Source organism: Magnetovibrio sp. (genome assembly GCF_036568125.1).
Classification (GTDB): domain Bacteria; phylum Pseudomonadota; class Alphaproteobacteria; order Rhodospirillales; family Magnetovibrionaceae; genus Magnetovibrio.
The window spans coordinates 50,001-73,987 of record NZ_DATCTF010000016.1 but is presented as its reverse complement, the minus strand read 5'-3'; the positions used below and the strand labels follow the sequence as shown (position 1 = coordinate 73,987).

25 protein-coding genes are annotated in these 23,987 nt (G+C 60.5%); 17 read left to right on the top strand and 8 right to left on the bottom strand.

The window, feature by feature from the left end:
* The first annotated feature begins 1 nt into the window (after position 1).
* Together VIN96_RS14480 and VIN96_RS14475 are read left to right on the top strand one after the other, a co-directional pair.
* The gene (locus VIN96_RS14480; RefSeq protein ID WP_331897093.1) at positions 2–1,345 is read left to right on the top strand and encodes an amidase; all 1,344 of its coding nucleotides are present in this window, start codon (positions 2–4) and stop codon (positions 1,343–1,345) included.
* Positions 1,346–1,395: 50 nt separating this feature from the next.
* Complete coding sequence (locus VIN96_RS14475; RefSeq protein ID WP_331897092.1) at positions 1,396–1,572, top strand: hypothetical protein; 177 nt, start codon at positions 1,396–1,398, stop codon at positions 1,570–1,572.
* Here the strand turns inward: VIN96_RS14475 and VIN96_RS14470 are convergent.
* Positions 1,565–2,455 carry an NAD(P)-dependent oxidoreductase gene (locus tag VIN96_RS14470; protein WP_331897091.1) on the bottom strand — a complete coding sequence of 297 codons (891 nt, stop codon included), beginning with the start codon at positions 2,453–2,455 and terminating at the stop codon, positions 1,565–1,567. The two genes, VIN96_RS14475 and VIN96_RS14470, sit on opposite strands and share 8 nt — an antisense overlap.
* A gap of 150 nt (positions 2,456–2,605) precedes the next feature.
* Between VIN96_RS14470 and VIN96_RS14465 the strand changes: the two genes are divergently transcribed.
* Positions 2,606–3,457, top strand: coding sequence for an IclR family transcriptional regulator (locus VIN96_RS14465; protein WP_331897090.1), 852 nt, complete (start codon positions 2,606–2,608; stop codon positions 3,455–3,457).
* Between the two features lie 15 nt (positions 3,458–3,472).
* On the opposite strand, the gene VIN96_RS14460 is transcribed toward VIN96_RS14465, so the two are convergent.
* On the bottom strand, positions 3,473–3,898 hold the full coding sequence (locus VIN96_RS14460) for a heme-binding protein (protein ID WP_331897089.1): 426 nt from the start codon (positions 3,896–3,898) through the stop codon (positions 3,473–3,475).
* A 266-nt stretch (positions 3,899–4,164) separates the two neighbouring features.
* On the opposite strand from VIN96_RS14460, the gene gcl reads away from it, so the two are divergent.
* From gcl to VIN96_RS14400, 12 genes are all read left to right on the top strand, one after another.
* A complete protein-coding gene (gene gcl, locus VIN96_RS14455) occupies positions 4,165–5,928 on the top strand; it encodes a glyoxylate carboligase (protein ID WP_331897088.1) in 1,764 nt (587 codons plus the stop codon).
* 26 nt (positions 5,929–5,954) lie between these two features.
* Positions 5,955–6,737, top strand: coding sequence for a hydroxypyruvate isomerase (gene hyi / locus VIN96_RS14450; protein ID WP_331897086.1), 783 nt, complete (start codon positions 5,955–5,957; stop codon positions 6,735–6,737).
* A gap of 32 nt (positions 6,738–6,769) precedes the next feature.
* Positions 6,770–7,657 carry a 2-hydroxy-3-oxopropionate reductase gene (locus VIN96_RS14445; protein WP_331897084.1) on the top strand — a complete coding sequence of 296 codons (888 nt, stop codon included), beginning with the start codon at positions 6,770–6,772 and terminating at the stop codon, positions 7,655–7,657.
* A gap of 132 nt (positions 7,658–7,789) precedes the next feature.
* On the top strand, positions 7,790–9,061 hold the full coding sequence (locus tag VIN96_RS14440) for a glycerate kinase (protein ID WP_331897083.1): 1,272 nt from the start codon (positions 7,790–7,792) through the stop codon (positions 9,059–9,061).
* 14 nt (positions 9,062–9,075) lie between these two features.
* A complete protein-coding gene (locus VIN96_RS14435; protein ID WP_331897082.1) occupies positions 9,076–9,453 on the top strand; it encodes a cyclophilin-like fold protein in 378 nt (125 codons plus the stop codon).
* A gap of 17 nt (positions 9,454–9,470) precedes the next feature.
* Positions 9,471–10,643, top strand: coding sequence for a pyridoxal-phosphate-dependent aminotransferase family protein (locus VIN96_RS14430; RefSeq protein ID WP_331897081.1), 1,173 nt, complete (start codon positions 9,471–9,473; stop codon positions 10,641–10,643).
* On the top strand, positions 10,640–10,945 hold the full coding sequence (locus VIN96_RS14425) for a hypothetical protein (protein ID WP_331897080.1): 306 nt from the start codon (positions 10,640–10,642) through the stop codon (positions 10,943–10,945). Before VIN96_RS14430 ends, VIN96_RS14425 begins: the two co-directional genes overlap by 4 nt.
* Positions 10,942–12,429 (top strand): FAD-linked oxidase C-terminal domain-containing protein, encoded by a 1,488-nt coding sequence (locus tag VIN96_RS14420; RefSeq protein ID WP_331897079.1) that lies wholly within the window; start codon positions 10,942–10,944, stop codon positions 12,427–12,429. Before VIN96_RS14425 ends, VIN96_RS14420 begins: the two co-directional genes overlap by 4 nt.
* Before the next feature lie 7 nt (positions 12,430–12,436).
* Positions 12,437–13,618, top strand: a complete 1,182-nt coding sequence (glcE, locus tag VIN96_RS14415; protein WP_331897078.1) for a glycolate oxidase subunit GlcE — start codon at positions 12,437–12,439, stop codon at positions 13,616–13,618.
* A 10-nt stretch (positions 13,619–13,628) separates the two neighbouring features.
* A complete protein-coding gene (glcF, locus tag VIN96_RS14410) occupies positions 13,629–14,891 on the top strand; it encodes a glycolate oxidase subunit GlcF (RefSeq protein ID WP_331897076.1) in 1,263 nt (420 codons plus the stop codon).
* Positions 14,892–14,902: 11 nt separating this feature from the next.
* Positions 14,903–16,420 carry an altronate dehydratase family protein gene (locus tag VIN96_RS14405; RefSeq protein WP_331897074.1) on the top strand — a complete coding sequence of 506 codons (1,518 nt, stop codon included), beginning with the start codon at positions 14,903–14,905 and terminating at the stop codon, positions 16,418–16,420.
* Between the two features lie 47 nt (positions 16,421–16,467).
* The gene (locus VIN96_RS14400) at positions 16,468–17,067 is read left to right on the top strand and encodes a TlpA disulfide reductase family protein (RefSeq protein ID WP_331897072.1); all 600 of its coding nucleotides are present in this window, start codon (positions 16,468–16,470) and stop codon (positions 17,065–17,067) included.
* Here the strand turns inward: VIN96_RS14400 and VIN96_RS14395 are convergent.
* Positions 17,064–18,209: a NapC/NirT family cytochrome c gene (locus tag VIN96_RS14395; RefSeq protein WP_331897070.1), complete on the bottom strand. Its 1,146-nt coding sequence runs from the start codon at positions 18,207–18,209 to the stop codon at positions 17,064–17,066. The two genes, VIN96_RS14400 and VIN96_RS14395, sit on opposite strands and share 4 nt — an antisense overlap.
* Before the next feature lie 147 nt (positions 18,210–18,356).
* Between VIN96_RS14395 and VIN96_RS14390 the strand changes: the two genes are divergently transcribed.
* Entirely contained in the window at positions 18,357–18,845 is a 489-nt protein-coding gene (locus VIN96_RS14390; protein WP_331897068.1) for an HPP family protein, read from the top strand.
* Positions 18,845–19,408, top strand: a complete 564-nt coding sequence (locus VIN96_RS14385) for a TetR/AcrR family transcriptional regulator (RefSeq protein WP_331897066.1) — start codon at positions 18,845–18,847, stop codon at positions 19,406–19,408. The genes VIN96_RS14390 and VIN96_RS14385 overlap by 1 nt, the downstream gene beginning before the upstream one ends.
* Here VIN96_RS14385 and VIN96_RS14380 read toward each other — a convergent pair.
* Genes VIN96_RS14380 through bioB form a run of 5 tightly spaced genes read right to left on the bottom strand, consistent with a single transcriptional unit; the run spans position 19,374 to position 23,939 of the window.
* Positions 19,374–20,054, bottom strand: a complete 681-nt coding sequence (locus VIN96_RS14380) for a hypothetical protein (RefSeq protein WP_331897064.1) — start codon at positions 20,052–20,054, stop codon at positions 19,374–19,376. The genes VIN96_RS14385 and VIN96_RS14380 overlap by 35 nt on opposite strands.
* Entirely contained in the window at positions 20,017–21,282 is a 1,266-nt protein-coding gene (locus VIN96_RS14375; protein ID WP_331897062.1) for an adenosylmethionine--8-amino-7-oxononanoate transaminase, read from the bottom strand. Before VIN96_RS14375 ends, VIN96_RS14380 begins: the two co-directional genes overlap by 38 nt.
* A complete protein-coding gene (gene bioD / locus VIN96_RS14370) occupies positions 21,279–21,893 on the bottom strand; it encodes a dethiobiotin synthase (protein WP_331897060.1) in 615 nt (204 codons plus the stop codon). The genes VIN96_RS14375 and bioD overlap by 4 nt, the downstream gene beginning before the upstream one ends.
* The gene (locus VIN96_RS14365; protein WP_331897058.1) at positions 21,890–22,987 is read right to left on the bottom strand and encodes an 8-amino-7-oxononanoate synthase; all 1,098 of its coding nucleotides are present in this window, start codon (positions 22,985–22,987) and stop codon (positions 21,890–21,892) included. The genes bioD and VIN96_RS14365 overlap by 4 nt, the downstream gene beginning before the upstream one ends.
* The gene (bioB, locus tag VIN96_RS14360; protein WP_331897056.1) at positions 22,941–23,939 is read right to left on the bottom strand and encodes a biotin synthase BioB; all 999 of its coding nucleotides are present in this window, start codon (positions 23,937–23,939) and stop codon (positions 22,941–22,943) included. Before bioB ends, VIN96_RS14365 begins: the two co-directional genes overlap by 47 nt.
* Positions 23,940–23,987: the final 48 nt, after the last annotated feature.

The window sequence follows — 23,987 nt, the reverse complement described above, 5'->3', positions numbered from 1 at the left end:
GATGAGCAACCTCAACCAACTGACCGCCTTCGAGGCCGCCCGTCTCATTCGAGACGGGCAGGTCTCGTCGGAGGAACTGGTTCAAGACTGCCTGAACCGCATCGAAGAAGTCGATGGCACGGTCCAGGCCTGGGCCCATTTGGAACCCGGCTACGTTTTGGAACAGGCTCGTGAATCCGACAAGCACCGGCGCTCCGGCGCGCCGGTCGGCCCGCTTCATGGCGTGCCGGTGGCGGTGAAGGATATCTTCGACACTTTCGATTATCCGACCGAATACGGCAGCCCCATTCACGCGGGTCGCAAGACGGTCGAAGACGCGACGGCTGTGGCGCGGTTGCGTCAAGCGGGCGCGATTGTTCTCGGCAAGACCGTGACGGCTGAATTCGCAGTCTTGTCGCCGGGCAAAACCACCAATCCCTATGACGCCACCCGCACACCGGGCGGTTCCAGCAGTGGTTCTGCGGCGGCGGTGGCTTCGGCTATGGTGCCGTTGGCGTTGGGAACGCAAACCAACGGCTCGGTCATTCGTCCGGCATCCTATTGCGGGGTGGTCGGCTATAAGCCGACCTTCGGCTTGATTTCGCGCCATCGTGTTTTGCGCACATCGCGGAATCTGGACCATGTCGGCTTGTTTGCGCGCACCGTCGAGGACGCCGCGTTGATGGCCGAAACCATGATCGGTTTCGACGCCCAAGACGAAGACACGGTGCTGCGCCCACGTCCCGATCTGCTGGCCAAATGCCATGAAGAACCGCCGATGCCGCCGCGCTTTGCGTTTCTCAAGGGGCCGGCGTGGAATGACTGCGATGCGGCAACCCAAGAAGCGTTTGGCGAACTGGTCGACGCACTCGGTGATCGGGTCGAAGAAATTCAAATCGCCGACGTGTATGACGAGGTGTTCGCCTGGCAACGCGTGGTGATGGAAACCGACATCGCCAAAAACCTCGGCAAGTATCTGGACCAAGACGACGCGCCGCTCAGCGACGTGCTCGGCGCGATGATCGAACGTGGCCGCAAGGTTCACGGCGTGGATTACAGTTTGGGGCTGGACCGCATGGCGATGTTCGCCCGCGGGTTCGAAGGCGTGATGATGGAATTCGACGCCATTATAACGCCCGCCGCCTTGGGCGAAGCGCCGGTCGGATTGGAATCGACCGGCAATCCGGCCTGTTCGACGCTGTGGTCGTTCACCGGCATGCCAGCGCTGACCTTGCCGGTGCTGCAAGGCGAAGCGGGGATGCCGCTGGGGGTGCAGATGGTGAGCCTGCGTCACGACGACGCGCGGCTGTTTCGCAACGCAAGTTGGTTTGTCAAACATTTGAACGAATTGGCGGACGAGGCCTAGAAACTCGTCGCCCGGCCTAAGGCCAAAACGAATATGGAGAGGATATCATCATGACCAATCTTTTGACCGGCCTGTTCGGGATCGCGCTGTTCCTGGCCTTTATCGGTGGCCTTGCTCAATCCATCGGTGCCGCGCCGTTCATCATCATCGTGGCAATGATTGCGGCCATGGCGCTGTACGATTTTTACGAATCCATTCGCGACGCGCGCAAAGACGCCGCTAATTAAGGTCAAGAATCTTAATCAACGCGGCGTGATCGAGGTCGCCGAAACCGGCCTCGATGACGCGTTCGTATTGGCCCATCACCAAAGCGGTAGTGGGCAGATCGAGCCCGTATTCGCGGCCCAGCTTGAGCGCTTGATCGAGGTCCTTGCGTTGGGTGGTGCATTTTCCGCCGGGCTTGAAATCGCCGCTGATCATGCGTGCGCCGTGAACTTCTAAAATTCGTGAATCGGCGAAGCCGCCTTTGAGCGCTTCGCGTACCCGTGCCGGATCGGCACCCGCGCGTTCGGCCAGTTTCAGCGCTTCGCCCACCGCGCTGATGGTCAGTCCGACGATCACCTGATTGGCGGCCTTGGCGACTTGGCCCGCGCCCACCGGGCCGACATGGACCACACGGCTGCCCATGACCTCGAGGATCGGGCGGGCGCGTTCCAAGGCGTCATTGGATCCGCCGGCCATGATCGACAGGGTGGCGTTTTCCGCACCGATGGTGCCGCCGGAAACGGGGGCGTCCACATATGCGCCGCCCGCCGCTTCTACGTGTGCGGCCATGGCGCGGGTGAAGGTGGCTTCGGTGGTGCCCATGTCGATGATCAACTTGCCGGGCGCGACTGCGCCGAGCACACCGTCTTCACGTTCCAAGATGGCCTTGACGGTGTCGGTGTCGGGCAGCATCAAGATGGTGGTGTCGGCTTGGCGCACCACGTCGGCGGGGGAGGCGGCGGGGATCATGCCTTCGCCCGCCAATTCCTCGATCACCGCTTGAGAGCGGTTGTAGATGATCAGCTTGGCCCCCGCTTTGTGCAGGTTGCGGGCCATGGGTTTGCCCATCAGGCCCACGCCGATGAAGCCGATGGTATGGGTGTTCAAGGCGTTTGTCGCTGTCATGTCTACCTGCCCAAAGAGGTGTGAATTTTATCTAGGCAATGTAGTCGATATCTGATTATATGGTCAATTATTGAAATGTTATTCCACAATTCGGAAATGGTTGAATTATCCAGTATATTCAACCAATAAACCGTTTATTGGAGGCCGGTTATGGCGAAAGAAGTGCGACGCAAAGCGCGAATCAAAAATGTCGTGAAAAAAAGCGGCGACAGCAGCGGTCAAGTGCAGTCGCTGTGTCGGGCGCTGTCGATCCTCAATGTCATCGCCGACGACGATCACGGCATGACCATGACCGATATTTCCCAGCGCGCGGGCCTGCCGATGTCGACCACCCACCGTCTGTTGACGACTTTGCAGCATGAACGCTACGTGCGATACGACAACGATCAGTCGCTGTGGAAGATGGGCGTGCAGGCGTTCATCATCGGCAACGCGTTCGTGCGTTCGCGCGACATCATCGCGACGTCGCGGCCGTTCATGGCGGCCTTGATGGAAAAAAGCGGCGAGACGGTCAATCTGGCGGTCGCCGATCAAGGTGAGTGCATCTACCTGGCGCAGGTGGAATGCCGCCAGATGATGCGCGTGCAAGCCAAGCCCGGATCGCGGGTGCCGATCCACAGTTCCGCCGTCGGTAAGGCGCTTCTGGCTGCGATGCCGGTGGAAAAGGCCAAGAAATTCATTCAGATGCGCGAGTTCGAACGCGCCACCGACAACACCGTGATCGACCAGCAGGCGCTGTGCAAAGAGATCGAAGAGGTGCGCGAAACCGGCTTCGCTTATGACGACGAAGAACATTGCGTCGGACTGCGGTGCGTGGCCTCGGCGATTTTCGACGAATTCGGCGAACCCATCGCGGCGGTGTCGCTGTCGGGACCGATGGCGCGCGTCGGCGATGATCGTTTTCCGGTTCTCGGCGGCATGGTTAAGGAGTGCGCCGCCGAAATCACCGCCGCCATGGGCGGGGTGGTGCCGAAAAGCAAAAAGACCTGCTTTTGCGACTGAGATCCAGTCTTAAGCCTAAGCCCGCTCAGCCAGGAAACGATTGATGCCCGCTTGGGCGCACGCGATGTCTTGTTCGGGGGCGCCGCCGGAAAGGCCGATCGCGCCAACCAGCACGCCGTCCACCTCGACCGGAATGCCGCCGCCGACGGTCGAGAACCGCCCGCCCGCCGAAATGTGAATGCCAAAGGTCAAACTTCCGGGTACGCAGCATTCGTTATAGGCCTGGGTGCTTTTGCGCGAAATCGCCGCCGTGTGGGCCTTGTCTTGGGCCAGGGTGGTGGATAGGGGCTTGCCGCCGTCCATACGTTGGAAGGCGATCAGGAAGCCGGATTCGTCGACCACCGCAATGCACATGGGCACGCCGATTTCGCTGGCTTTTTCTTTTGCGCCCTCGATCAGGATCTGGGCGTCTGCATGGTCGAGACGTTGGATGGTGAGCACTTTCGGTTCTCCCGTTGGGCGCACGCGGCAAGGGTGCGCGGATGTGGCGTCTATCTATACGTCAAAGCGCTTCCAAAACCAACCTATACGGCGTTGAAAAGGCGTCGTTTCCACAGTATGGAAATAAATTAACATATTGAAATAAAAGATATAAAAATGACAATTCCGAATTGCGGAAAACATTATCATTTTCATTGTTTGTGGCCCCCGCGCGCGCTAAGTCTGAGCCAACACCAGCCCCAATATTTTGTACGAGGAGAGGCCCAATGGCTCGCATGACAGCTGTGGATGCCGCAGTTAAGGTTCTTGAAAAAGAAGGTATCACCAAAGCCTTCGGTGTGCCCGGCGCGGCCATCAACCCGTTTTATTCGGCCATGAACAAGGCTGGATCCGTTCAGCATTACCTGTGCCGCCACGTCGAAGGTGCGTCGCACATGGCCGAAGGTTACACCCGCGCCACGCCCGGCAACATCGGCGTGTGCATCGGCACTTCCGGCCCGGCGGGCACGGATATGATCACCGGTCTGTATTCTGCTTCTGCGGATTCCATTCCGATTTTGTGCATCACCGGCCAAGCGCCGATCGCCAAGCTGCACAAGGAAGATTTCCAGGCCGTCGACATCGAACAGATCGCCAAGCCCGTCGCCAAGTGGGCCGTGACCGTGCGCGAAGCCGCCCAGGTGCCGCGCGTGTTCCAAAAGGCGTTTCAGATCATGCGTTCGGCCCGTCCCGGTCCGGTGCTGATCGATCTGCCCATCGACGTGCAGATGACCGAAATCGAATTCGACATCGACACCTACGAGCCGCTGCCCGTTGATCGCCCGACGATCAGCCGTGCGCAGGCGGAAAAAGCCATTGCGATGCTCAATGAATCCGAGCGCCCCCTGATCGTCGCCGGTGGCGGCATCATCAACGCGAACGGTTCCGACGCATTGGTCGAGTTCGCCGAGCTGGTCGGCGTGCCCGTGATCCCGACCCTGATGGGCTGGGGCGCGATCCCCGACGATCACGACTTGATGGCGGGCATGGTCGGTTTGCAGACTTCGCACCGTTACGGCAACGCCACCATGTTGGCGTCCGACTTCGTGATGGGCGTGGGCAACCGCTGGGCCAACCGCCACACCGGTTCGGTGGCGAAATACACCGAAGGTCGCAAGTTCGTGCACGTCGACATCGAAGCAACCCAGTTGGGCCGCATTTTCTGCCCCGATTTGGGCATTGTGTCCGACGCGAAAGCCGCGTTGGAAATGTTCATCGACGTCGCCAAAGAGATGAAGGCTGCCGGCAAGCTCAAGGATCGTTCGGCATGGGCGAAGGAATGCCTGGGCCGCAAGCAGACCATGCTGCGCAAGACCGACTACGACGCGGTGCCGATGAAACCCCATCGCGTCTATCAAGAAATGGTCGAAGCGTTCGGCAAGGACGTTTGCTACGTGTCCACCATCGGTCTGTCGCAGATCGCCGGTGCGCAGATGCTGCACGTCTACAAGCCCAACCACTGGATCAACGCCGGCCAGGCGGGCCCGCTGGGCTGGACGTTGCCGGCAGCGTTGGGCGTGCGCGCGGCGGACGCGGACCGCAAGATCGTGGCGCTGTCGGGCGACTACGACTTCCAATTCCTCATCGAAGAATTGGCCGTCGGCGCACAGTTCAAGCTGCCTTACATCCACGTGGTGGTGAACAACTCCTACCTCGGTCTGATCCGTCAGGCGCAGCGCGGCTTCCAGATGGATTACTGCGTGCAGCTGTCGTTTGAAAACATCAACGCACCGGAAGTCGAAGGCTACGGCGTCGATCACGTCAAGGTCGCCGAAGGCTTGGGCTGTAAGGCGATCCGCGTGACGCAGCCGTCGGAAATTCAGGCTGCCTTCAAGCAAGCCGAAGCGTGGATGGAACAGTACAGCGTGCCGGTGGTCGTCGAGCTGATCTTGGAACGCGTCACCAACATTTCCATGGGCGCGGAAATCGACGACATCGTCGAATTCGAAGACACCCTCGACTTGCCCTTGCCGGAAAACCAGTTGGCCTAAGGCCCAAAAAATACGGAGACCATGACATGGTACAACTTGCTGCAAACCTGACCATGATGTTCAACGAAGTCGATTTCCTCGACCGTTTCGAAGCGGCGGCGAAGGCGGGCTTTAAGGGCGTCGAATACCTGTTCCCTTACGACTTCACCGCTGAAGAGCTGAGCGCGCGGTTGAAAGACAACGGCCTTACCCAAGTGCTGCACAACCTGCCCGCAGGCGACTGGGGCGCGGGTGAGCGCGGCATCGCGTGTCATCCCGACCGCGTCGAAGAGTTCAAGGCCGGGGTCGACAAAGCCATCGCATACGCTACCGCGTTGGACTGCAAGCAGGTCAACTGCTTGGCTGGCATCGCACCGGCCGACGCCGATGCGGACCTGGTGCGCAAGACGTTCGTCGAGAACCTCAAGTTCGCCGCCGATAAGCTCAAGGCCGCGGGCATCCGTTTGCTGATCGAACCGATCAACACCCGCGACATTCCGGGCTTTTTTCTGTGCGGTACGCAACAGGCGCTCGACATCATCGCCGAGACCGGTTCCGACAACATTGCGGTTCAGTACGACATCTACCACATGCAGATCATGGAAGGCGATCTCGCCCCCACCATGCAAAAGCATCTGGCCAGCATCGACCACATCCAGTTGGCCGACAACCCCGGTCGCAACGAGCCGGGCACGGGTGAAATCAACTATCCGTTCCTGTTCGGCTTCCTCGACAAGATCGGCTACCAGGGTTGGATCGGCTGCGAATACAAGCCCGCCACCACCACGGTCGAAGGGCTGGGCTGGGCGGACGCCTACCTCAAAGGCTAACCCAGACACACATATTTCTAGGAGATAAAGACATGGCAAAAATCGGTTTCATCGGTCTGGGCATCATGGGCCATCCCATGGCGGCGCACCTGCAAGCGGGCGGCAATGAGCTGTTCGTGCAAAAGCGTTCCAAGCCGACCCCGGCGGACATCCTCGACGGCGGCGCAACGGTTTGCGACACCATCAAGGAAGTCGCTGAAAAGTCCGACATCATCATCACCATGGTTCCCGACACCCCCGACGTCGAAGCCGTGCTGTTTGGCGAAGACGGCGTCGCCGCTGGTTTGTCGGCGGGCAAGATGGTCATCGACATGAGCTCGATTTCACCGACCGCGACCAAAACCTTTGCGGCAAAGATCAACGATTTGGGATGTCAGTACCTCGACGCGCCGGTGTCCGGCGGTCAGGTGGGTGCGCAGAACGCAACGTTGACGATCATGGTCGGCGGCCCGCAAGAGGCGTTCGATACCGCCAAGCCGCTGTTCGACCTGATGGGCCAGAACATCACCTTGGTCGGCACCGCCAACGGCGCGGGCCAGACCTGCAAGGTCGCCAACCAGATCATCGTCGCGTTGAACATCGAAGCGGTCAGCGAAGCGTTGTTGTTCGCCTCCAAGGCGGGCGCCGATCCGGCCAAGGTGCGTGAAGCGCTGATGGGCGGCTTTGCTTCTTCGAAAATTCTCGAAGTGCACGGCGAACGCATGATCAAACGCACCTTCGATCCGGGTTTCCGTATCGAGCTGCACCAAAAAGATCTCAACTTGGCCCTGCAATCGGCCCGTGAAATTGGTGTATCCTTGCCCAACACGGCAACCGCGCAAGAATTGTTCAATGCGTGTAAGGCCGCCGGTGGCGCTGGTTGGGATCACTCCGCGATGGTCAAGGCGTTGGAACGTCTGGCCGATCACGAAGTGGCTTGATCGACGCCTGCTTGAACGTGTTATGGCCTCCCTAAGGGCCACGGGGTTCCTCTTCGCTGTCTTCTCCCCCTCCTCCTCTGACGAGAAGGGGAACCCCATTTCTCTGAGACCAACAATCGTCGGGACCGCGCCATGAGCTCAAACGCCGCCAAAGATTTGTTGCACGCCCTGTTTGACGCCGCGACCGCGGCGGCGTTGCCCGACAAATGCATCGCCCAACATCTGCCTGCAAAACCAAAGGGCCGCACCATCGTGGTCGGTGCGGGCAAAGCCGCCGCCGCCATGGCGCGTGCGGTGGAACAGCATTGGGACGGCGAACTTGAAGGCCTGGTGGTGACGCGATACGGTCACGGCGTGCCGACCGAACGCATCGAAGTCGTCGAGGCCAGCCATCCGGTGCCCGATCAAGCGGGTATGGATGCGTCCAAACGTATCCTCGAAACCGTGTCCGGGCTCAGCGAAGACGATCTGGTGCTGTGTCTGATTTCCGGCGGCGGGTCGGCGTTGCTGTCGCTGCCCGCAGATGGCTTGAGCTTGGACGACAAGCAACAAGTCACCAATGCGTTGTTGCGATCCGGCGCGACGATCACCGAGATGAATTGTGTGCGCAAGCACCTGTCGGCCATCAAGGGCGGACGCTTGGCGATCGCCTGCCATCCGGCGCAGGTGGTGTCGCTGGTGATTTCCGACGTGCCGGGCGACGACCTGTCGTCGATCGCATCCGGCGCCACGGTCGTCGATCCCAGCACCTACGACGACGCCCGTGCGGTGTTCGACAAATACGATATTGAGCTGCCGCCCGCTGTCGCAGCATTGTTCACGGCCAAACCTGACGAAACGCCCAAGCCCGGCGATGCGCGGTTCGACAACGTCGAAAACATCCTCATCGCCACGCCGCAGATGTCGCTGGAAGCTGCCGCCGAAGTGGCGCGCAACGCGGGTTACACGCCGATGATCTTGAGCGACCGGATCGAAGGTGAATCGCGCGATGTTGCCGCCGTGCACGCCGCCATCGCCCGACAGGTGCTCAGCTATAATCAGCCGTTGAAAGCGCCGGCGGTGATCCTGTCCGGTGGCGAGACCACCGTGACGATCCGCAACAAAGGCGGTCGCGGCGGTCGAAACTCCGAATTTTTGCTGGCGCTGGCGATCTGCCTTGACGGCTTGGATAAGGTTCATGCCATTGCGTGCGATACCGACGGCATCGACGGTTCGGAAGACAACGCCGGGGCGGTGATCGGTCCCGATACGCTGAAACGCGCCGAAGCCCAAGGTCTCAACGCCAAGGCCTATCAGGCCGGACATGACGCGTATAGCTTTTTCGAAGGGCTCGGCGATTTGGTGATCAGCGGCCCGACGCTGACCAACGTCAACGATTTTCGCGCTATCGTGATCGAAGACTAAAAGGGGAAACGCCGATGCGGACCTTGAAATTGACCATGGGCGAGGTCGTGTTGACCGTGCGCCTGCTCGACACGCCGACCGCTGACGCGCTGTACGACGCCGCGCCGTTTTCCGCCATCGCCCAGACCTGGGGCGACGAGGTCTACTTCGACACGCCCGTCGTGTGCGATATGGAAGACGATGCCCGCGACGTGTTGCAGCCGGGTGAAATGGGCTTTTGGTTGGCGGGCAATTGCATCGCGATTCCCTACGGTCCGACCCCGGTTTCGCGAGGCGACGAATTGCGTTTGGCCTCGGCGGCGAACATTTGGGGCCATGCGGACGAAAATGTGCGGATTTGCGCCACTGTTTCGCCGGGTGATGATATCATGGTCGAACGCGCCGACGGATAATCAAGGATCTCCCCTTCATGTCACACCACAGCGGCAGGCATTTTCTGCAAATACCCGGTCCGACTAACGTGCCGGACCGGATTTTGCGCGCCATGGACCGGCCCACCATCGACCATCGGGGGCCGGATTTCGAGCGTTTGGGCAATGAGGTTCTGGCTGGTCTGAAGCCGATTTTCGACACCGATCAGCCGGTGATCATCTATCCCGCATCGGGCACGGGGGCTTGGGAAGCGGCCTTGGTCAACACCTTGTCGCCGGGCGACCGGGTGGTGATGTTTGAAACCGGGCAGTTTTCCGTGCTGTGGCGGGAATTGGCCGAACGTCTGGGCCTGCGCGTCGATTTTATTCCCGGCGATTGGCGCAGCGGCGCGAGCGCTGCCGATTTACGCGCCCACTTGGACGACGACAAAGCCCACGCCGTCAAAGCGGTGTGCGCCGTGCACAACGACACCTCCACAGGCATCACGTCCAACATCGCCGCGTTGCGCAAGGCCTTGGACGACGCCGGGCATCCGGCGCTATTGATGGTCGACACCATTTCGTCGTTGGGCTCGATCGATTACCGCCACGATGAATGGGGCGTGGACGTCACCGTCGCGGGATCGCAAAAGGGCCTGATGCTGCCGCCGGGGCTAAGCTTCAACGCGGTCAGCGCCAAGGCGCTTTACGCAGCGCAGTTCTCAACGTTGCCCAAATCCTATTGGGCATGGGGGCCGATGCTCAAAGCCAACGAAAACGGCCTGTTCCCATATACCCCCGCCACCAATCTTTTGTACGGATTGCGCGAAGCCATCACCATGTTGATGGAGGAAGGCTTAACCAACGTGTTCGCCCGCCACAACCGCCACGCGGAAGCCGTGCGCCGCGCGGTGAGCGCATGGGGGCTGGAGCTACAGTGCCAAAACGCCGATGAGTACAGCGCGTCGCTGACCGCCGTGCGCTTGCCCGACGGTCACGACGCCGACGCCTTTCGCCGCGTGGTGTTGGACAATTTCAATATGTCGTTGGGCAACGGCTTAGGCCGGGTGCAGGGTCAAGTGTTTCGCATCGGTCACCTGGGCGATTTTAACGATCTGATGCTGGCGGGCACCTTAAGCGGGGTCGAGATGGGCTTGAAATTGTCGGGCGTGCCGCACACGGCGGGCGGCGTCAATGCCGCACTGGACCATTTGGTGGAGACCAAAGCATGACGGGCTTGCCCGAAGGGTTGAAGAACTATCTGCGCACGCCGTTCGTGATGATCGTGTGGGTGATGGAAACCTATGCCAAAAATCGCGCCCGCCTGAAAGTCTTTATGGCTGAACCGCGCGTCGCCAAGACCTTCAAGATCGCCGTGGTGGCGACCACGTTCGTGTGGTTGGCGATTGCCTTCATGGCCAACCCCGAACACGGTCAGCGCTTGACCGACGCGGTCAAAAATTTTTGGTCTGAGACCCAGAGCTTGTCCGAGCAACGCAAAGCGCTGCAAGAGAGCAAGGAGGCCGCGCAATGAAAATGCCAATACCCGACGCCGGCACCATCGCCAAACGCGCCGAGATCATCCAGCGCCTGCGCGCCATCGTGCCGGGCGAAGGTGTGATCGTCGACGAAAACGAATTGCGCACTTTCGAATGCGACGGCTTGATGGCCTACAAGCAATTGCCCATGGTGGTGGTGCTGCCCGAAACCACCGAACAGGTCGCGCAGATTTTGAAAACCTGCCACGAACTGGGCGTCAAAATCGTCCCACGCGGTGCGGGCACCGGACTTTCCGGCGGCGCGTTGCCGTTGGCCGATGCGGTGACGGTGGGGTTGGGCAAATTCAAGACCATTCTCGACATCGATTATGAAAACCGCTGCGTGGTGGTCCAGCCGGGCGTCACCAACCGCGCCATCACCGATGCGGTGGAAGACGCGGGTTTTTATTACGCCCCCGACCCGTCGTCGAAAATCGCCTGCACCATCGGCGGCAACATCGCCGAGAATGCGGGCGGCATGCATTGTCTGAAATACGGCCTCACCACCAACAACGTGTTGGGGGTCGAGATGGTGTTGATGGACGGCGAAGTGATCCGTTTGGGCGGCAAGCACATGGACGCGGGCGGACTGGATCTTTTGGGCGCGGTGACGGGCTCGGAAGGGCTGCTGGGCATCATCACCGAGGTGACGGTGCGCATCCTCAAACAACCCGACACCGCCAAGGCTTTGTTGGTCGGCTTTCCCAGCGTCGAAGCAGGTGGCGCATGCGTCGCCAAGATCATCGGCGCGGGCATCATTCCGGGCGCGATGGAAATGATGGATAAGATGGCCATCGGGGCGATGCAGAAATTCGTCGATTCCGGCTATCCGCTGGATGTCGAATCGTTGCTGGTGGTGGAACTGGACGGACCCGAGGCCGAGGTCGTGTACCTCACCGAGCGGGTGCGCGAAATTGCCGAAAGCGTCGGCTCGTCGTTCCTGCGCGTCAGCGCCAACGAGGCCGAGCGCCAGCAGTTTTGGAAGGGTCGCATGTCGGCGTTTCCGTCCGTTGGCCGCATCTCGCCCGATTACCTGACCATGGACGGCACCATCCCGCGCCATCGTTTGCCGGAAGTGCTGACGCGTATGAACGAACTGTCGGCCAAGTACGGCTTGCGCGTGGCCAACGTGTTTCATGCCGGCGACGGTAACCTGCACCCCTTGATTTTGTTCGATGCCAACATCGCGGGCGATTTGGACAAAGCCGAATCGTTCGGCCACGACATTTTGAAGTTGTGCGTCGAAGTCGGCGGGGTGCTGTCGGGCGAGCACGGCATCGGCGTCGAAAAGCGCGACCTGATGGGCGAGATGTTCACCGAAGACGACATGAAGCAGCAATTGCGTCTGAAATGCGCCTTCGACGCGGGCGGCTTGCTCAATCCCGGAAAGGTCTATCCGACCCTGCACCGCTGCGCCGAGTTGGGCAAAATGCACGTTAAGGACGGCAACCTTCCGTTCCCCGATATCCCCAGGTTCTGAGGCCCAGATGAGCGATATTTTCAAACCTGAAAACGATAAGCACGTTCTCGATGCTTTGCGTTGGGCGGCGACCGGCAACGTCAAGGTGCTGGAGGTCCGGGGTCACGGCAGCAAGCGCGGGTTGGGCCGGGCGCAAAACGCCGATAATGTGCTGGACCTGTCGGGGCTGAGCGGCATCACGCTCTATGAACCCGAAGAATTGGTGATGACCGCGCGTGCGGGCACGCCCATCGCCGAGGTTCAGGCCGCCTTGGACGATGCCAACCAGATGCTGGCGTTCGAGCCGTGGTCGCCGAAAGGCCTTTACGGTTCGGATGGCGGCACCGTCGGCGGTGTGTTCGCATCCGCCGTGACCGGTCCGCGTCGTCCGTTGGTGGGTTCGGCCCGCGATCACATGCTCGGCTTTCATGCCGTCAGTGGGCGTGGCGAAATGTTCAAATCCGGTGGCCGGGTGGTCAAGAATGTCACCGGCTTCGATCTCACCAAGTTGATGGCGGGTTCGATGGGCACGCTTGCGGTGATGACCGACGTGTCATTCAAGGTGCTGCCCAAAGCGGAAAAGTCCCGTACCGTTTTGCTGTTCGGCGCGACCGATCCGGGCCAGGCCATGCGCGCCGCGCAAAACAGTCCTTATGAGGTTTCCGGCGTGGCGCATTTGCCGCAAAGCGTTGCCGCGCGCTCCGGCGTTTCGTACGTCAGTGGTGCGGGTGCATCCGTGACGGCGGTGCGCGTCGAAGGCCCGGGGCCTTCGGTCGAGGTGCGCTGCAAGGCGCTACGCGAACTGCTGTCGCCTTATGGGGCAATTGAAGAATTGCACACCGCCAACACCGCGAGCTTGTGGTCGGAAATCCGCGATGTGTCGTTCTTTGCCGACGACCGCCAGCTTTGGCGTTTGTCTGTCGCTCCCACGGATGGCCCGGCCATCGTGGCGCAGCTGCCAGGCGAGCACTTTTTCGATTGGGCGGGCGGTTTGCTCTGGTTGGCGATCGACGCCACCGACACGGCCAATGCCGATCAGGTGCGTGGTGCCTTGATCAACGGAGGGCACGCCACTTTGATGCGCGCAAGCGAAGACGTGCGTGCGCGTGTGCCGGTGTTCCAGCCGCAAGCGGACGGCGTTGCGCAACTGATGAAGCGGGTGCGCGCCGGGTTCGATCCGCACAACATTCTCAACCCCGGACGGATGTGAGATAGAGACCATGGAAACGCATTTCACGCCCGAACAGCTTCACGAAGCGCCGATCAAGATCGCCAACGACATCTTGCGCACCTGCGTGCATTGCGGCTTTTGCACCGCCACGTGCCCGACCTATGTGGTGCTGGGCGACGAGCTGGACAGTCCGCGCGGGCGCATTTATCAGATCCGAGAAATGTTGCAATCGGATAAGCCCGCCGATGCCAACACGGTCAAGCACGTCGATCGGTGTTTGAGCTGCCTGTCGTGCATGACCACGTGTCCGTCGGGTGTCGACTACATGCATTTGGTCGACCATGCCCGCGTGCATATCGAAAACACGTACAAACGTCCGCTGGCCGATAGCGCGTTGCGCTTGATGCTGTCGGTGGTGCTGCCGCGTCCGGGCCTGTTTCGTCTGTCGCTGATCGGCGCGCGCTTAGCCAAGCCATTTCGCGCATTGTTGCCGGGGCGTCTCAAAGGCATGATCGCGATGGCCCCTGGCAAATTGCCCAAGGCCGATCCGGTGTTGCCCTTATCGGCACACGGCAAGGTGCGTAAGCGCGTGGCATTGTTGCCGGGCTGCGCTCAACAAGTATTGGCGCCGCGCATCAACCGCGCCGCGGCGCGCCTGCTATCGCGTTTGGGCTGTGAAGTGTTCGAAGCCGCAAACGTCGGCTGTTGCGGTGCATTGACCCATCACATGGGCAAGGAAGACGCCGCGTTGGCCCAGGCCCGCGCCAACATCGCAGCATGGGAAAAGGCCAAGCCAGACCTGATCGCCATCACCGCGTCGGGCTGCGGCTCGACGGTCAAGGATTACGGCTTCATGCTCAAGGACGACCCGGTGTGGGCGGATCGGGCGGCGAAGATATCCGCCATTGCGCGCGACGTCAGCGAAGTGATCGCCGAATTGGGCTTGAACGGTGTTGAAGATTTCGACAAGCCCCGCGTCGCATACCATGCGCCGTGTTCGTTGCAGCATGGGCAAAAAAACCTCGACGGACCGGCAGACCTGCTGAAAGCCGCCGGGTTCACGGTCTCGACGCCGAAGAACGCGCACTTGTGCTGTGGGTCGGCGGGCACCTACAACATCATGCAACCCGAAATGGCGGCGGAACTGGGTGGGCGCAAGGCGTCGAGCCTCGATGTGCTCAACGCCGACGTCATCGCCACCGGCAACATCGGTTGCTTGATCCAGATCGGCGAATATGCGGGCACGCCCGTGGTGCATTCGGTTGAACTTCTCGATTGGGCCACCGGCGGCCCGTCTCCTTTACAAAGCTGAGGACTGAAATCATGTCGAACGTCATTCGTTTAAACGCAGCCGACAACGTCGTGGTGGCCTCGGCCGATCTGTCTGCCGGGGTTTCTGTCGACGGGGAGGGCATTGCTGTCACCGCCGACATCCCGCGCGGGCACAAGGTCGCTACCGCCGCGATCGCCAAAGGCGATGCGGTGCGCAAGTACGACCAGATCATCGGCTTCGCCACCGCCGATATAGCCCCCGGTGATCACGTGCACAGCCACAACCTGGAATTCGGCGAATTTGCCCGCGATTACGCTTTCGGCGAGGGTGCGGAACAAACCGCCTATGTCCCCGAAGCCGAGCGTGCGACCTTTCAAGGTTACGTACGCGAAGACGGCCGCGTCGGCACCCGCAACTACGTCGGCGTGTTGGCCAGCGTGAACTGTTCCAACTCGGTCGCGCAAATGATCGCCCAGGCGTTCAGCGCCGACGTGATGATCGACTATCCCAACGTCGACGGCGTGGTGGCGTTGCCGCACCAGACCGGTTGTTGCATCCCGTTGGACGGCGACACCCACAACAATCTGGAACGCACCTTGGTCGGTCATGCCCGCCATCCGAATTTTGCGGGCGTGCTGATCGTCGGCCTGGGCTGCGAGGTCGCGCAGATCGACGACATGTTGAAACGTTACGGCTTGGACAAAGGCGATAAGCTGCGCACCTTGGTCATCCAAGACAACGGTGGTACCACCGCCACAGTGGCCGCAGGGATCGAACACGTGCGCGAGATGGTCAAGGCCGCCAACGGCTGGCAGCGCCAGACGTGTCCCGCTTCTGAGTTGATCGTGGCGTTGGAATGCGGCGGATCGGACGCCTATTCGGGCATCACCGCCAACCCGGCGTTGGGGTATGCGGTCGACACCCTGGTGCGTCACGGCGGCACCGCGATTTTGGCTGAAACGCCAGAAATTTATGGCGCCGAACATCTGTTGACGCGCCGCGCCGTCAGCCGCGAAGTCGGCGACAAACTGATCGCGCGCATCGACTGGTGGAAGCAACATACCTCTGCCAACAATGCCGTGATGGACAACAACCCGACACCGGGCAACAAAAAGGGCGGTCTGACCACCATCTTGGAAAAATCGTTGGGTGCGGCGGCCAAGGGCGGCACTACGGCGCTGGTCGACGTCTACCGCTATGCCGAACCGGTAACAGCCAAAGGCTTCGTGTTCATGGACAGCCCCGGCTACGATCCCGCGTCGATCACCGGCATGGTCGCGGGTGGGGCCAACGTGACGTGCTTCACCACCGGGCGTGGTTCGGTCTATGGCGGCAAGCCGGTGCCGAGCATCAAGCTGGCCACCAACACCCCGATGTTCGAGCGCATGTCCGACGATATGGATATCAACTGCGGCCTGATCGCGGATGGTGAAATGAGCACCGAACAAGCCGGATTGCACATCTTCGACGTGATCTTGAAGACGGCGTCCGGCTACAAGCCACGTAGCGAAGCGCACGGCATCGGCGGGTTGGAATTCTGCCCGTGGCAAATCGGCGTGGTGATGTAAGGCGGGTCGATGATAGGATGGGCGAAATCACGCAAGGATTAGCCTGAATGTCATACCGCACGCCTTTGATTGTTGTCGCCGCTGTTCTTTCGATCGCGATCGGTGGTGGTTTTTTGTATCAAAAGGCCCCCTCTACTTCCGGCGAGGCGCAGGCACCGCAACAGAGCGTTCGCTCTGCCGCCGACGGATTGGCCGGATTCAGCCTTTTGGTCGATCCGCCGATGGTGCCGTCGGTGGTGATGAAGGACGAGGCCGGGGCCGAGACCACCTTGGAAGCCTATCGGGGCAAGGTGGTGCTGTTGAACCTGTGGGCGACTTGGTGCCCGCCGTGCATTCGCGAAATGCCCGACCTCAACGCCCTGCAAAAGGACTTCGCCGGGCGTGACTTTGCGGTCGTCCCTGTGGCCAGCGGTAAACAGGGGCGTGAAGACGCGGCGGAGTTCTTGCGGGCGCGCAACCTTGATGCACTGAAAACGTACTACGATCCGCGCTCGCTGTTTCTCAGAGCTTTCGATCTGGAAACTTTGCCGACGACGTTCTTGATCGACCGTGACGGGCGCATGCGCGGCGGCGTGTTGGGCATGACCAATTGGCATTCCGATGAAGGCAAGGCGCTGATCGAAGCGTTGCTGAACGAAAACGGTTAATTCGCTTCGATCATATCCTTCGCGCCGTACTGCAAATATTTCAAGATCATGGTCATCTGCAAATTGGGCAGCTTCGATTTTTCGCGCATGGCGGTGATCGGCTTCAACCAGTCGTGTGCCGCGTAGCGCTCTGGCTGAGGCAAGTTGTGGCAGGTGTTGCATTCGGTGCGCCATAGTTTTTCGACAAAGCCGGTGACCCGTTTGCGGTCCGACGACAAATGCTCGCGGGTGGTCCAGCCTTCGACGGTGAGCTTGCGCCACACCTCGCCGGTCTCAGAATCGGTATAGGTGGCGTCGTACTGTGCGGCTTGCAGCGCGGTGTCCGACAGCAGACCGATTTCCAATTCGCGGCCTTCCTTTTTGAAAATTTCCGCGCTGGCGTTGAGATCCCACGCGGTGAGGCTGAGATGCAGCCATTCGCCATCGCGGCCAATCACCTTGAAATCGGTCAGCGGCATGACGTCGAGCATCTTGGCCGATTGCGCATCGGGCGCGGAATACAAGCGCTTGAACGCAGTGGTCGTCACCGTGTCGGTGCTCAACGGATCGGCGGCAACCTGGGTGTTGAACTGTTCGGTCCAGGTGGCGTAGTGGGCGTAAAAATCGGGCAGCTTGTGGGCGATGCCTTTGTGGCATTCGATGCAGGTGATGTCTTGTAGTTGTGCGGTTTGCATCGTCACCATGGCGCGCAGGTTCTGCTTTTGCCAGTGCATGGCGTCGAACGAGTGGCAGTTCTTGCATTCGTGCGAACCGTTGGCCTTCATTTCCTTCCACACGGTTTGCGCCAGCTCCAAACGCTTGGCTTCGAACTTTTCCTTGCTGTCGATGGAACCTATCATCCAATGAAAAAGCTCGTTGGTGGCTCTGATCTTGCGAATGACTTTATGACCCCATTCCTTAGGGACGTGGCAATCGGAACAGATGGCGCGCACGCCGCTGCGGTTGGAATAGTGGGTGGTCTGGACGTATTCGGCGTAGACGTTGTCCTTCATTTCATGACACGACACACAGAACTCCAAGGTGTTGGTGGCTTCCATGGCCGTGTTGAAGCCGCCCCACACGACGACGCCGATGAGAAAAATCACAGCAGCGAATACAGGCTTGGTGGTGTTTTCACACAGCCATTTCCACGGTGATTTCATTATTTGTCCCCCATCTTTCGTCCTTCAGAATCATAAACATATCAAGTGGATGGCGCAATCATCCGCGTACACCGGATGAAATCTATTGACGCGCCCTGTTACAGTCATCATTGTACTGAATGGTACAAATATCTAAAGGTGGAACACATGAAAGCCTATCTGCATAGACATCTGCCGCCCATCACCATTGCGACGGTGCTCAAAGCCGGATTTGGTGGGGGGGTGGGGATCGCCATCGTTGCTCTGTTGAGCGACGCCTCCGGGGTGCTGTGGTTGATGGCGCCGTTCGGCGCGACCTGCGTGTTGCTGTTCAGCGTTCCCGCCAGTCCACTGTCGCAACCCGTCAACGTCGTCGGCGGTCATGTCGTGTCGACGCTGATCGGATTGATCGTGCTGGCGATGCTTCCGGTCACATGGTGGAGCATGGCGCTGGCGGTCGGGTTGGCGATCGCGGCGATGGCGGCGTTGCGCATCACCCACCCACCTGCGGGCGCGGACCCGTTGGTGGTGATGGCTGCCGGGGTTGGGTTCGATTTCTTGCTGTTTCCGACTTTGACCGGTGCGGTGGCCTTGGTTGCGGTGGCGGCGGTGGTGCATCGCATCGCGCCGAAAACACCTTATCCGTTGCAGCCCTGATGCCCGCGCGCATACACAGCCCCGAACGGGTGATCCAAGGCTTGGCCGAGGTTTTTCGCGAACACGGCTTCGAAGGCGCAAGTTTGGCGCATATCACCAAGGCCACGGGGTTGGGTAAGGGCAGTCTCTACCATGCCTTTCCCGGCGGTAAGGATGAAATGGCGGCGGCGGTCCTGGCAGATATCGATGCCTGGTTTGAACTGAATGTGTTCACGCTGTTGGACGATCCCGAGACACCTGCGGCCAAGGCTATAGATCACATGCTCGACGCGTGCGCCGAATACTTTCAATGCGGCGGTCGGGTGTGTCTGGTGGGGGTATTTGCGTTGAGCGACACCCGCGACAGTTTCGCCGAAGCGGTCAACGGATACTTCCGCCGTTGGGCCGAGGCGTTGGTCGAGGCGCTGCGCCGTTCGGGTCTTAGCCGTACCCAGGCGCAATCCGCCGCCGAGGACGTGTTGGCGGGAATCCAGGGTGGTCTGGTGATTGCCCGGGCGTTCGACGACAACAGCTATTTCGAACGCGAGCTTAAGCGGCTGCGTGACCGCTTGAAGATGACGTAAGCACGGCGCCTTCCAACGCGCTCAGCAGCTTTACGAACAATTCGCGTTCCTTGGCAAGGTAGCGGTTAATGCGTTCGGAGGTCCCGATACCGGTTTGGGCGAGGGTGGCTTCCATCTCGTCCAAATGGCCTTGCTCTTCGGCCAGCAAGCTTTTCAGCGACAGCTTGACGGCGTTGGTATCTAGGCGTGTTTGATACACGCCGAACGACCATACGGCGCGAAACTCGATGATCATCGACATGTACAAGTATGTCACCAAGCCGGGGTTCTCGACGTCTTTCAAGTCTTGGGCAATGAAGCTCTCCAAGCGTTTGAAATACATCCGCGCAAACGCCGGTGCGATGGTGTCGGCAGATGTGTAATCCATGGACCGGCCGGCGAACTTGTCGGCTTGGCGTTTGAAGAAAAACGCGTGACGCGCCTCTTCGGCCATGTGCTTGAGGGTGTCTTGCGCCAGGTCCGTATGGCTTTGCGTGATCATGATGCGCCGCGCGCCCATGTGTTCCATCATCGACAAGGTGTTGAGGAACCGCGCGTGCAACGGAGCATCGGCGGTGATGAGGTCCAGGCATGCGTCCAGGCGGTGTGAAAAGTCCGCGTTGGCGGCTTCAAAGTCCAAGTACGTCGGGTGCGTTTGAAAGGACATGGTAGAGGTCATCCAAGTCTTCAGAGGTGATTGAATAAGGCGGCAGAACGTAAACGGTGTTGCCGAGCGGGCGCAGCAGCAAGCCGTGGTCTTGAAAATATTGATATAGGCGCGGCGCGATGTTGGACAGATAGCCCTGATCCGCGACCTTGACGTCGAGCGCGGCGATGGTGCCGCATTGGCGCAGGTTTTCGAAGCGCGGATGTCCGTCGAATTTCTTGATCTGCCGGGCTTGTTCGACCGTCAATGCATCGACGCGCGCTTGCACCGGTTCTGTGCGCCACAGTTCTGTGTTGGCGAACGCCACCGCGCAGGCGATCGGGTTGGCGGTGTAGGAACTGGAATGAAAAAACATCCGTGATCGGTCTGGACTGTAATGGGCGTCGAAAAAGCGTTGCTGACAGAGCGTCGCGGCCAGCGGCAGGAAGCCGCCGGTGAGGCCCTTCGATGTGCATAGGATGTCGGGTGCGATTCCCGCTTGCTCGCACGCGAACAGGGTGCCGGTGCGGCCCCATCCGGTCATCACCTCGTCGGCGATGAACACCACGTCGTGGGCTTCGCAAATACGCTTGAGGTCTTTGAGGACATCGGCTTTGTACATCAGCATGCCGCCCGCGCCCAGCACCAACGGCTCGACGATCAGTGCGGCGATTTCACCCGGATGCTCGGCGAGCAAACGTTCGAACGTGTGGGTGGTTTCGGACTCTTTGCCGGGGTGGGGGAAGGGGATAACATCGACGTCGAACAACAGCGGCGCATAGGGTTTGTTGAACACGCCCCGTTCGCCCACCGACATGGTGCCGATGGTGTCGCCGTGATAGCCGTTTTCCATCACCACGATGCGTTGGCGCCGGGTTTCGCCCATGTGATGCCAATAGCCAAGCGCCATCTTCAATGCCACTTCCACGGCGGTGGAACCGCTGTCGGAATAAAACACCTTATCGAGACCATCGGGCGCGAGCTTGATCAAAGCTTCGCCCAGCCGTTCGGCGGGTTCGTGGGTGTGCCCGGCGAAGATCACTTGATCCAGCTTGCCGCCCTGTTCGCGCGCCGCATCGACAAGGGCGGGGTGGCAATGGCCGTGGGTGACGACCCACCACGACGATATGGCGTCAACGATGCGCCGACCGTCATTGGTGAACAAATACGCGCCCTCGGCCCGTTCGACCCTGGTCATGTCGGGTTGCAGGGCGTGCTGGGTGAACGGATGCCAGATGGGCGAGGTCATATCGTCCCTCCAAAATGTTCCGCGAACACTTGGTTCAGGGTCTCGGCGTCGATGCGTTCCAACAGTGGCATGCGGCCAAGCACCTTGACCTCACCCATTTCAGCGATGGTGCGGATGTTGTCCGCGTTGTCGTCGCCGATGAACGCTACGCCCAAGACGGGGATGTCGCGCGCGCGCAGGGCTTCGAGCGACAAAAGCGTGTGGTTGATGGTCCCCAACCCGGTGCGCGCCGCCAGCACCACCGGCAACTGCCATCGTGCGAACAGATCTATGAACAAGGTTTTGCGGTTGAGCGGCACCATCAACCCGCCCGCACCCTCGACGATCAATGGACCTGAGGGCGGCGGGGCGAGGCTTTCCACGTCGATCTCGACCCCATCCAGTTCGGCGGAACGGTGCGGTGACAGCGGTTCGCGCAAGGTTACGGCATTGGGTAGCACCCGGTCGTCGCCGAGGCCGGTCATGCGCTTGACGGCATCGCGGTCGGTTTCGTCCACGGTGCCCGATTGCACCGGCTTGAAATAACTTGCGGCCAACGCCAGGGTCAGCATGGCGCTGAGCACGGTCTTGCCGATGCCGGTGTCGGTTCCGGTGACGATCAGTCTGCTCATGACGCCGCCCCATAAGCGGCCGCCAGGGCGTCGATGTCGTGGCTGTCGACGTTAAGCGTCACCGATAAGCGCAGCCGCGCCGTGCCGTCGGGCACGGTGGGGGTGCGGATGGCGCGGATGTCGAAACCTTGAGCTTGTAGACGCTTGGCCAGCGCCAGCGCTTCGCCATCGCCGCCGACCAACAATGGCAGAATTTGCGTTTGTCCAACGCCAAACGCCGCGTGGGCATGGGCGATAAGGTCGTGCAGGCGGGCTCGTCGCTCCGGTTCGTCGCGCACCACTTCCAAGGCGCGCTGCACCGCGATGGCCGCCAACGGCGTCGGCGCGGTGGTGTAGATGAAGCTGCGCGCGGTGTTGATGAGGATGTCCTTCATCACGGTCGGTAACGTCACCAACGCGCCAACTTGGCCCAAGGCCTTGCCGCAGGTGTGCAACGCGACCACGTTATCGCGGCCTTCAAATGCAGCGCTGAAGCCTTTGCCGTCGGGGCCGTGCACCCCGGTGGCGTGGGCTTCGTCGACGATCAGATAGGCGTCATAGCGGTCGGCGATGTCGATCAGGTCGGTCAACGGCGCGATGTCGCCATCCATGGAATAAACGCTTTCCACCGCGATCCATACGTTGGCGGCGCCGGTGTCGCGTGCGCGTTTGATCGCATCTTCGCACGCTTGGGCGTCGTTGTGGGTGAACTTGGCGCGTCGGGCCGGGGATGCATGGATGCCTTCCTTGGCGCTGGCATGCACCAACTCGTCCATGACGATGACGTCACCGCGCCGGGCCAAGGTGGTGAACAACGCGACGTTGGCGAGATAGCCCGTCGCCATGAACAGCGCCGATTGCGCACCGAAGAAATCGGCGGCGAAGGTTTCCAAGCGTTCGTGTTCCGGGTGATTGCCGCGCAACAGCCGCGAGCCGCCGGAGCCGAGCGCAAGCCCGCCTTGCAGCGCTTCGATCAGGCTGTGGCGAATGGCGTTGTGACCCGCCAAGCCCAGATAGTCGTTGGAGCTGAAGTCGATCCCGCTGGCCGGGATCAGTTCACGCCGCTTCTCAAGCCGAGAGAGCGTGTTCAACTGGTCCTGAAACGGGTTGTTCAATCTGAGACTCCTGAGGATGCAAATCCAAGCGGCGCAACAGTTCCATGTCGCGGTCGGCCTGGGCATTGGGCGTGGTCAGCAGCTTTTCGCCGAAGAACACCGAATTGGCCCCGGCGAAGAAGCACAGCGCCTGGGTGGCGTCGTCCATGCTTTCGCGTCCCGCCGACAGACGTACATAGGAATGCGGCATCATGATGCGGGCCACCGCGATGGTGCGCACGAAAATGAACGGATCAATCTGTTCGGCGTGTTCCAGCGGCGTGCCCTTGACGCGCACCAGCAGGTTGATCGGCACGCTGTCGGGGTGCGACGGCATGTTGGCAAGTTCCATCAACAGCGTGGCGCGGTCCTTTTCGCCCTCGCCGAGCCCTAAGATGCCGCCGCAACACACGCTGATGCCCGCGTCGCGGACTTTTTCCAGGGTGTCTAGGCGGTCTTGGAATTTGCGCGTGGTGATGATGTTTTCGTAGTGCTCCGGCGAGGTGTCGAGGTTGTGGTTGTAGTAATCCAGCCCCGCATCCTTGAGCGCGCGGGTCTGCTGTTCGTCGAGCGAGCCGAGCGTCACGCAGCATTCCATGCCGAGGCTTTTAACGCCACGGATCATCTCCAACACCACGGGGAAGTCGCGGTCGTTGGGGTTCTTCCACGCAGCGCCCATGCAAAAGCGCGTCGCGCCCCGGTCCTTGGCGGCCTGGGCTTCGGCGATGACGCGCTCGACCTCGACCAGGCGTTCTTTCTCCAGGTCGGCACCGTGGTGGGCGCTTTGCGGGCAATAGCCGCAGTCTTCCGGGCAACCGCCGGTTTTGATCGACATCAACGAGCTAAATTGGATTTGATTGGGATCGAAGTTTTCGCGGTGTTGGCTGTGCGCGCGATACAGCAGTTCCATGAACGGCAAGTCGTAAAGCGCCTGAACCTCGTCGACGGTCCAGTCGTGTCGGCACTGTGTCATGATGTCTTTTGCCCCAATGTGTCGGTCGTGTTGTCGGTTTGGCAAACC

Excerpts from the sequence above, each read along its gene's own strand:
- VIN96_RS14470 (WP_331897091.1), bottom strand. The coding sequence starts at position 2,455 with ATGACAGCGACAAACGCCTTGAACACCCATACCATCGGCTTCATCGGC.
- VIN96_RS14475 (WP_331897092.1), top strand. The coding sequence starts at position 1,396 with ATGACCAATCTTTTGACCGGCCTGTTCGGGATCGCGCTGTTCCTGGCC.
- VIN96_RS14435 (WP_331897082.1), top strand. The coding sequence starts at position 9,076 with ATGCGGACCTTGAAATTGACCATGGGCGAGGTCGTGTTGACCGTGCGC.
- hyi (WP_331897086.1), top strand. The coding sequence starts at position 5,955 with ATGGTACAACTTGCTGCAAACCTGACCATGATGTTCAACGAAGTCGAT.
- glcE (WP_331897078.1), top strand. The coding sequence starts at position 12,437 with ATGAGCGATATTTTCAAACCTGAAAACGATAAGCACGTTCTCGATGCT.
- VIN96_RS14440 (WP_331897083.1), top strand. The coding sequence starts at position 7,790 with ATGAGCTCAAACGCCGCCAAAGATTTGTTGCACGCCCTGTTTGACGCC.
- gcl (WP_331897088.1), top strand. The coding sequence starts at position 4,165 with ATGGCTCGCATGACAGCTGTGGATGCCGCAGTTAAGGTTCTTGAAAAA.
- glcF (WP_331897076.1), top strand. The coding sequence starts at position 13,629 with ATGGAAACGCATTTCACGCCCGAACAGCTTCACGAAGCGCCGATCAAG.
- VIN96_RS14420 (WP_331897079.1), top strand. The coding sequence starts at position 10,942 with ATGAAAATGCCAATACCCGACGCCGGCACCATCGCCAAACGCGCCGAG.
- VIN96_RS14430 (WP_331897081.1), top strand. The coding sequence starts at position 9,471 with ATGTCACACCACAGCGGCAGGCATTTTCTGCAAATACCCGGTCCGACT.
- bioB (WP_331897056.1), bottom strand. The coding sequence starts at position 23,939 with ATGACACAGTGCCGACACGACTGGACCGTCGACGAGGTTCAGGCGCTT.
- VIN96_RS14445 (WP_331897084.1), top strand. The coding sequence starts at position 6,770 with ATGGCAAAAATCGGTTTCATCGGTCTGGGCATCATGGGCCATCCCATG.
- VIN96_RS14385 (WP_331897066.1), top strand. The coding sequence starts at position 18,845 with ATGCCCGCGCGCATACACAGCCCCGAACGGGTGATCCAAGGCTTGGCC.
- VIN96_RS14480 (WP_331897093.1), top strand. The coding sequence starts at position 2 with ATGAGCAACCTCAACCAACTGACCGCCTTCGAGGCCGCCCGTCTCATT.
- VIN96_RS14395 (WP_331897070.1), bottom strand. The coding sequence starts at position 18,209 with ATGAAATCACCGTGGAAATGGCTGTGTGAAAACACCACCAAGCCTGTA.
- VIN96_RS14380 (WP_331897064.1), bottom strand. The coding sequence starts at position 20,054 with ATGTCCTTTCAAACGCACCCGACGTACTTGGACTTTGAAGCCGCCAAC.
- VIN96_RS14425 (WP_331897080.1), top strand. The coding sequence starts at position 10,640 with ATGACGGGCTTGCCCGAAGGGTTGAAGAACTATCTGCGCACGCCGTTC.
- VIN96_RS14465 (WP_331897090.1), top strand. The coding sequence starts at position 2,606 with ATGGCGAAAGAAGTGCGACGCAAAGCGCGAATCAAAAATGTCGTGAAA.
- VIN96_RS14405 (WP_331897074.1), top strand. The coding sequence starts at position 14,903 with ATGTCGAACGTCATTCGTTTAAACGCAGCCGACAACGTCGTGGTGGCC.
- bioD (WP_331897060.1), bottom strand. The coding sequence starts at position 21,893 with ATGAGCAGACTGATCGTCACCGGAACCGACACCGGCATCGGCAAGACC.
- VIN96_RS14390 (WP_331897068.1), top strand. The coding sequence starts at position 18,357 with ATGAAAGCCTATCTGCATAGACATCTGCCGCCCATCACCATTGCGACG.
- VIN96_RS14400 (WP_331897072.1), top strand. The coding sequence starts at position 16,468 with ATGTCATACCGCACGCCTTTGATTGTTGTCGCCGCTGTTCTTTCGATC.
- VIN96_RS14375 (WP_331897062.1), bottom strand. The coding sequence starts at position 21,282 with ATGACCTCGCCCATCTGGCATCCGTTCACCCAGCACGCCCTGCAACCC.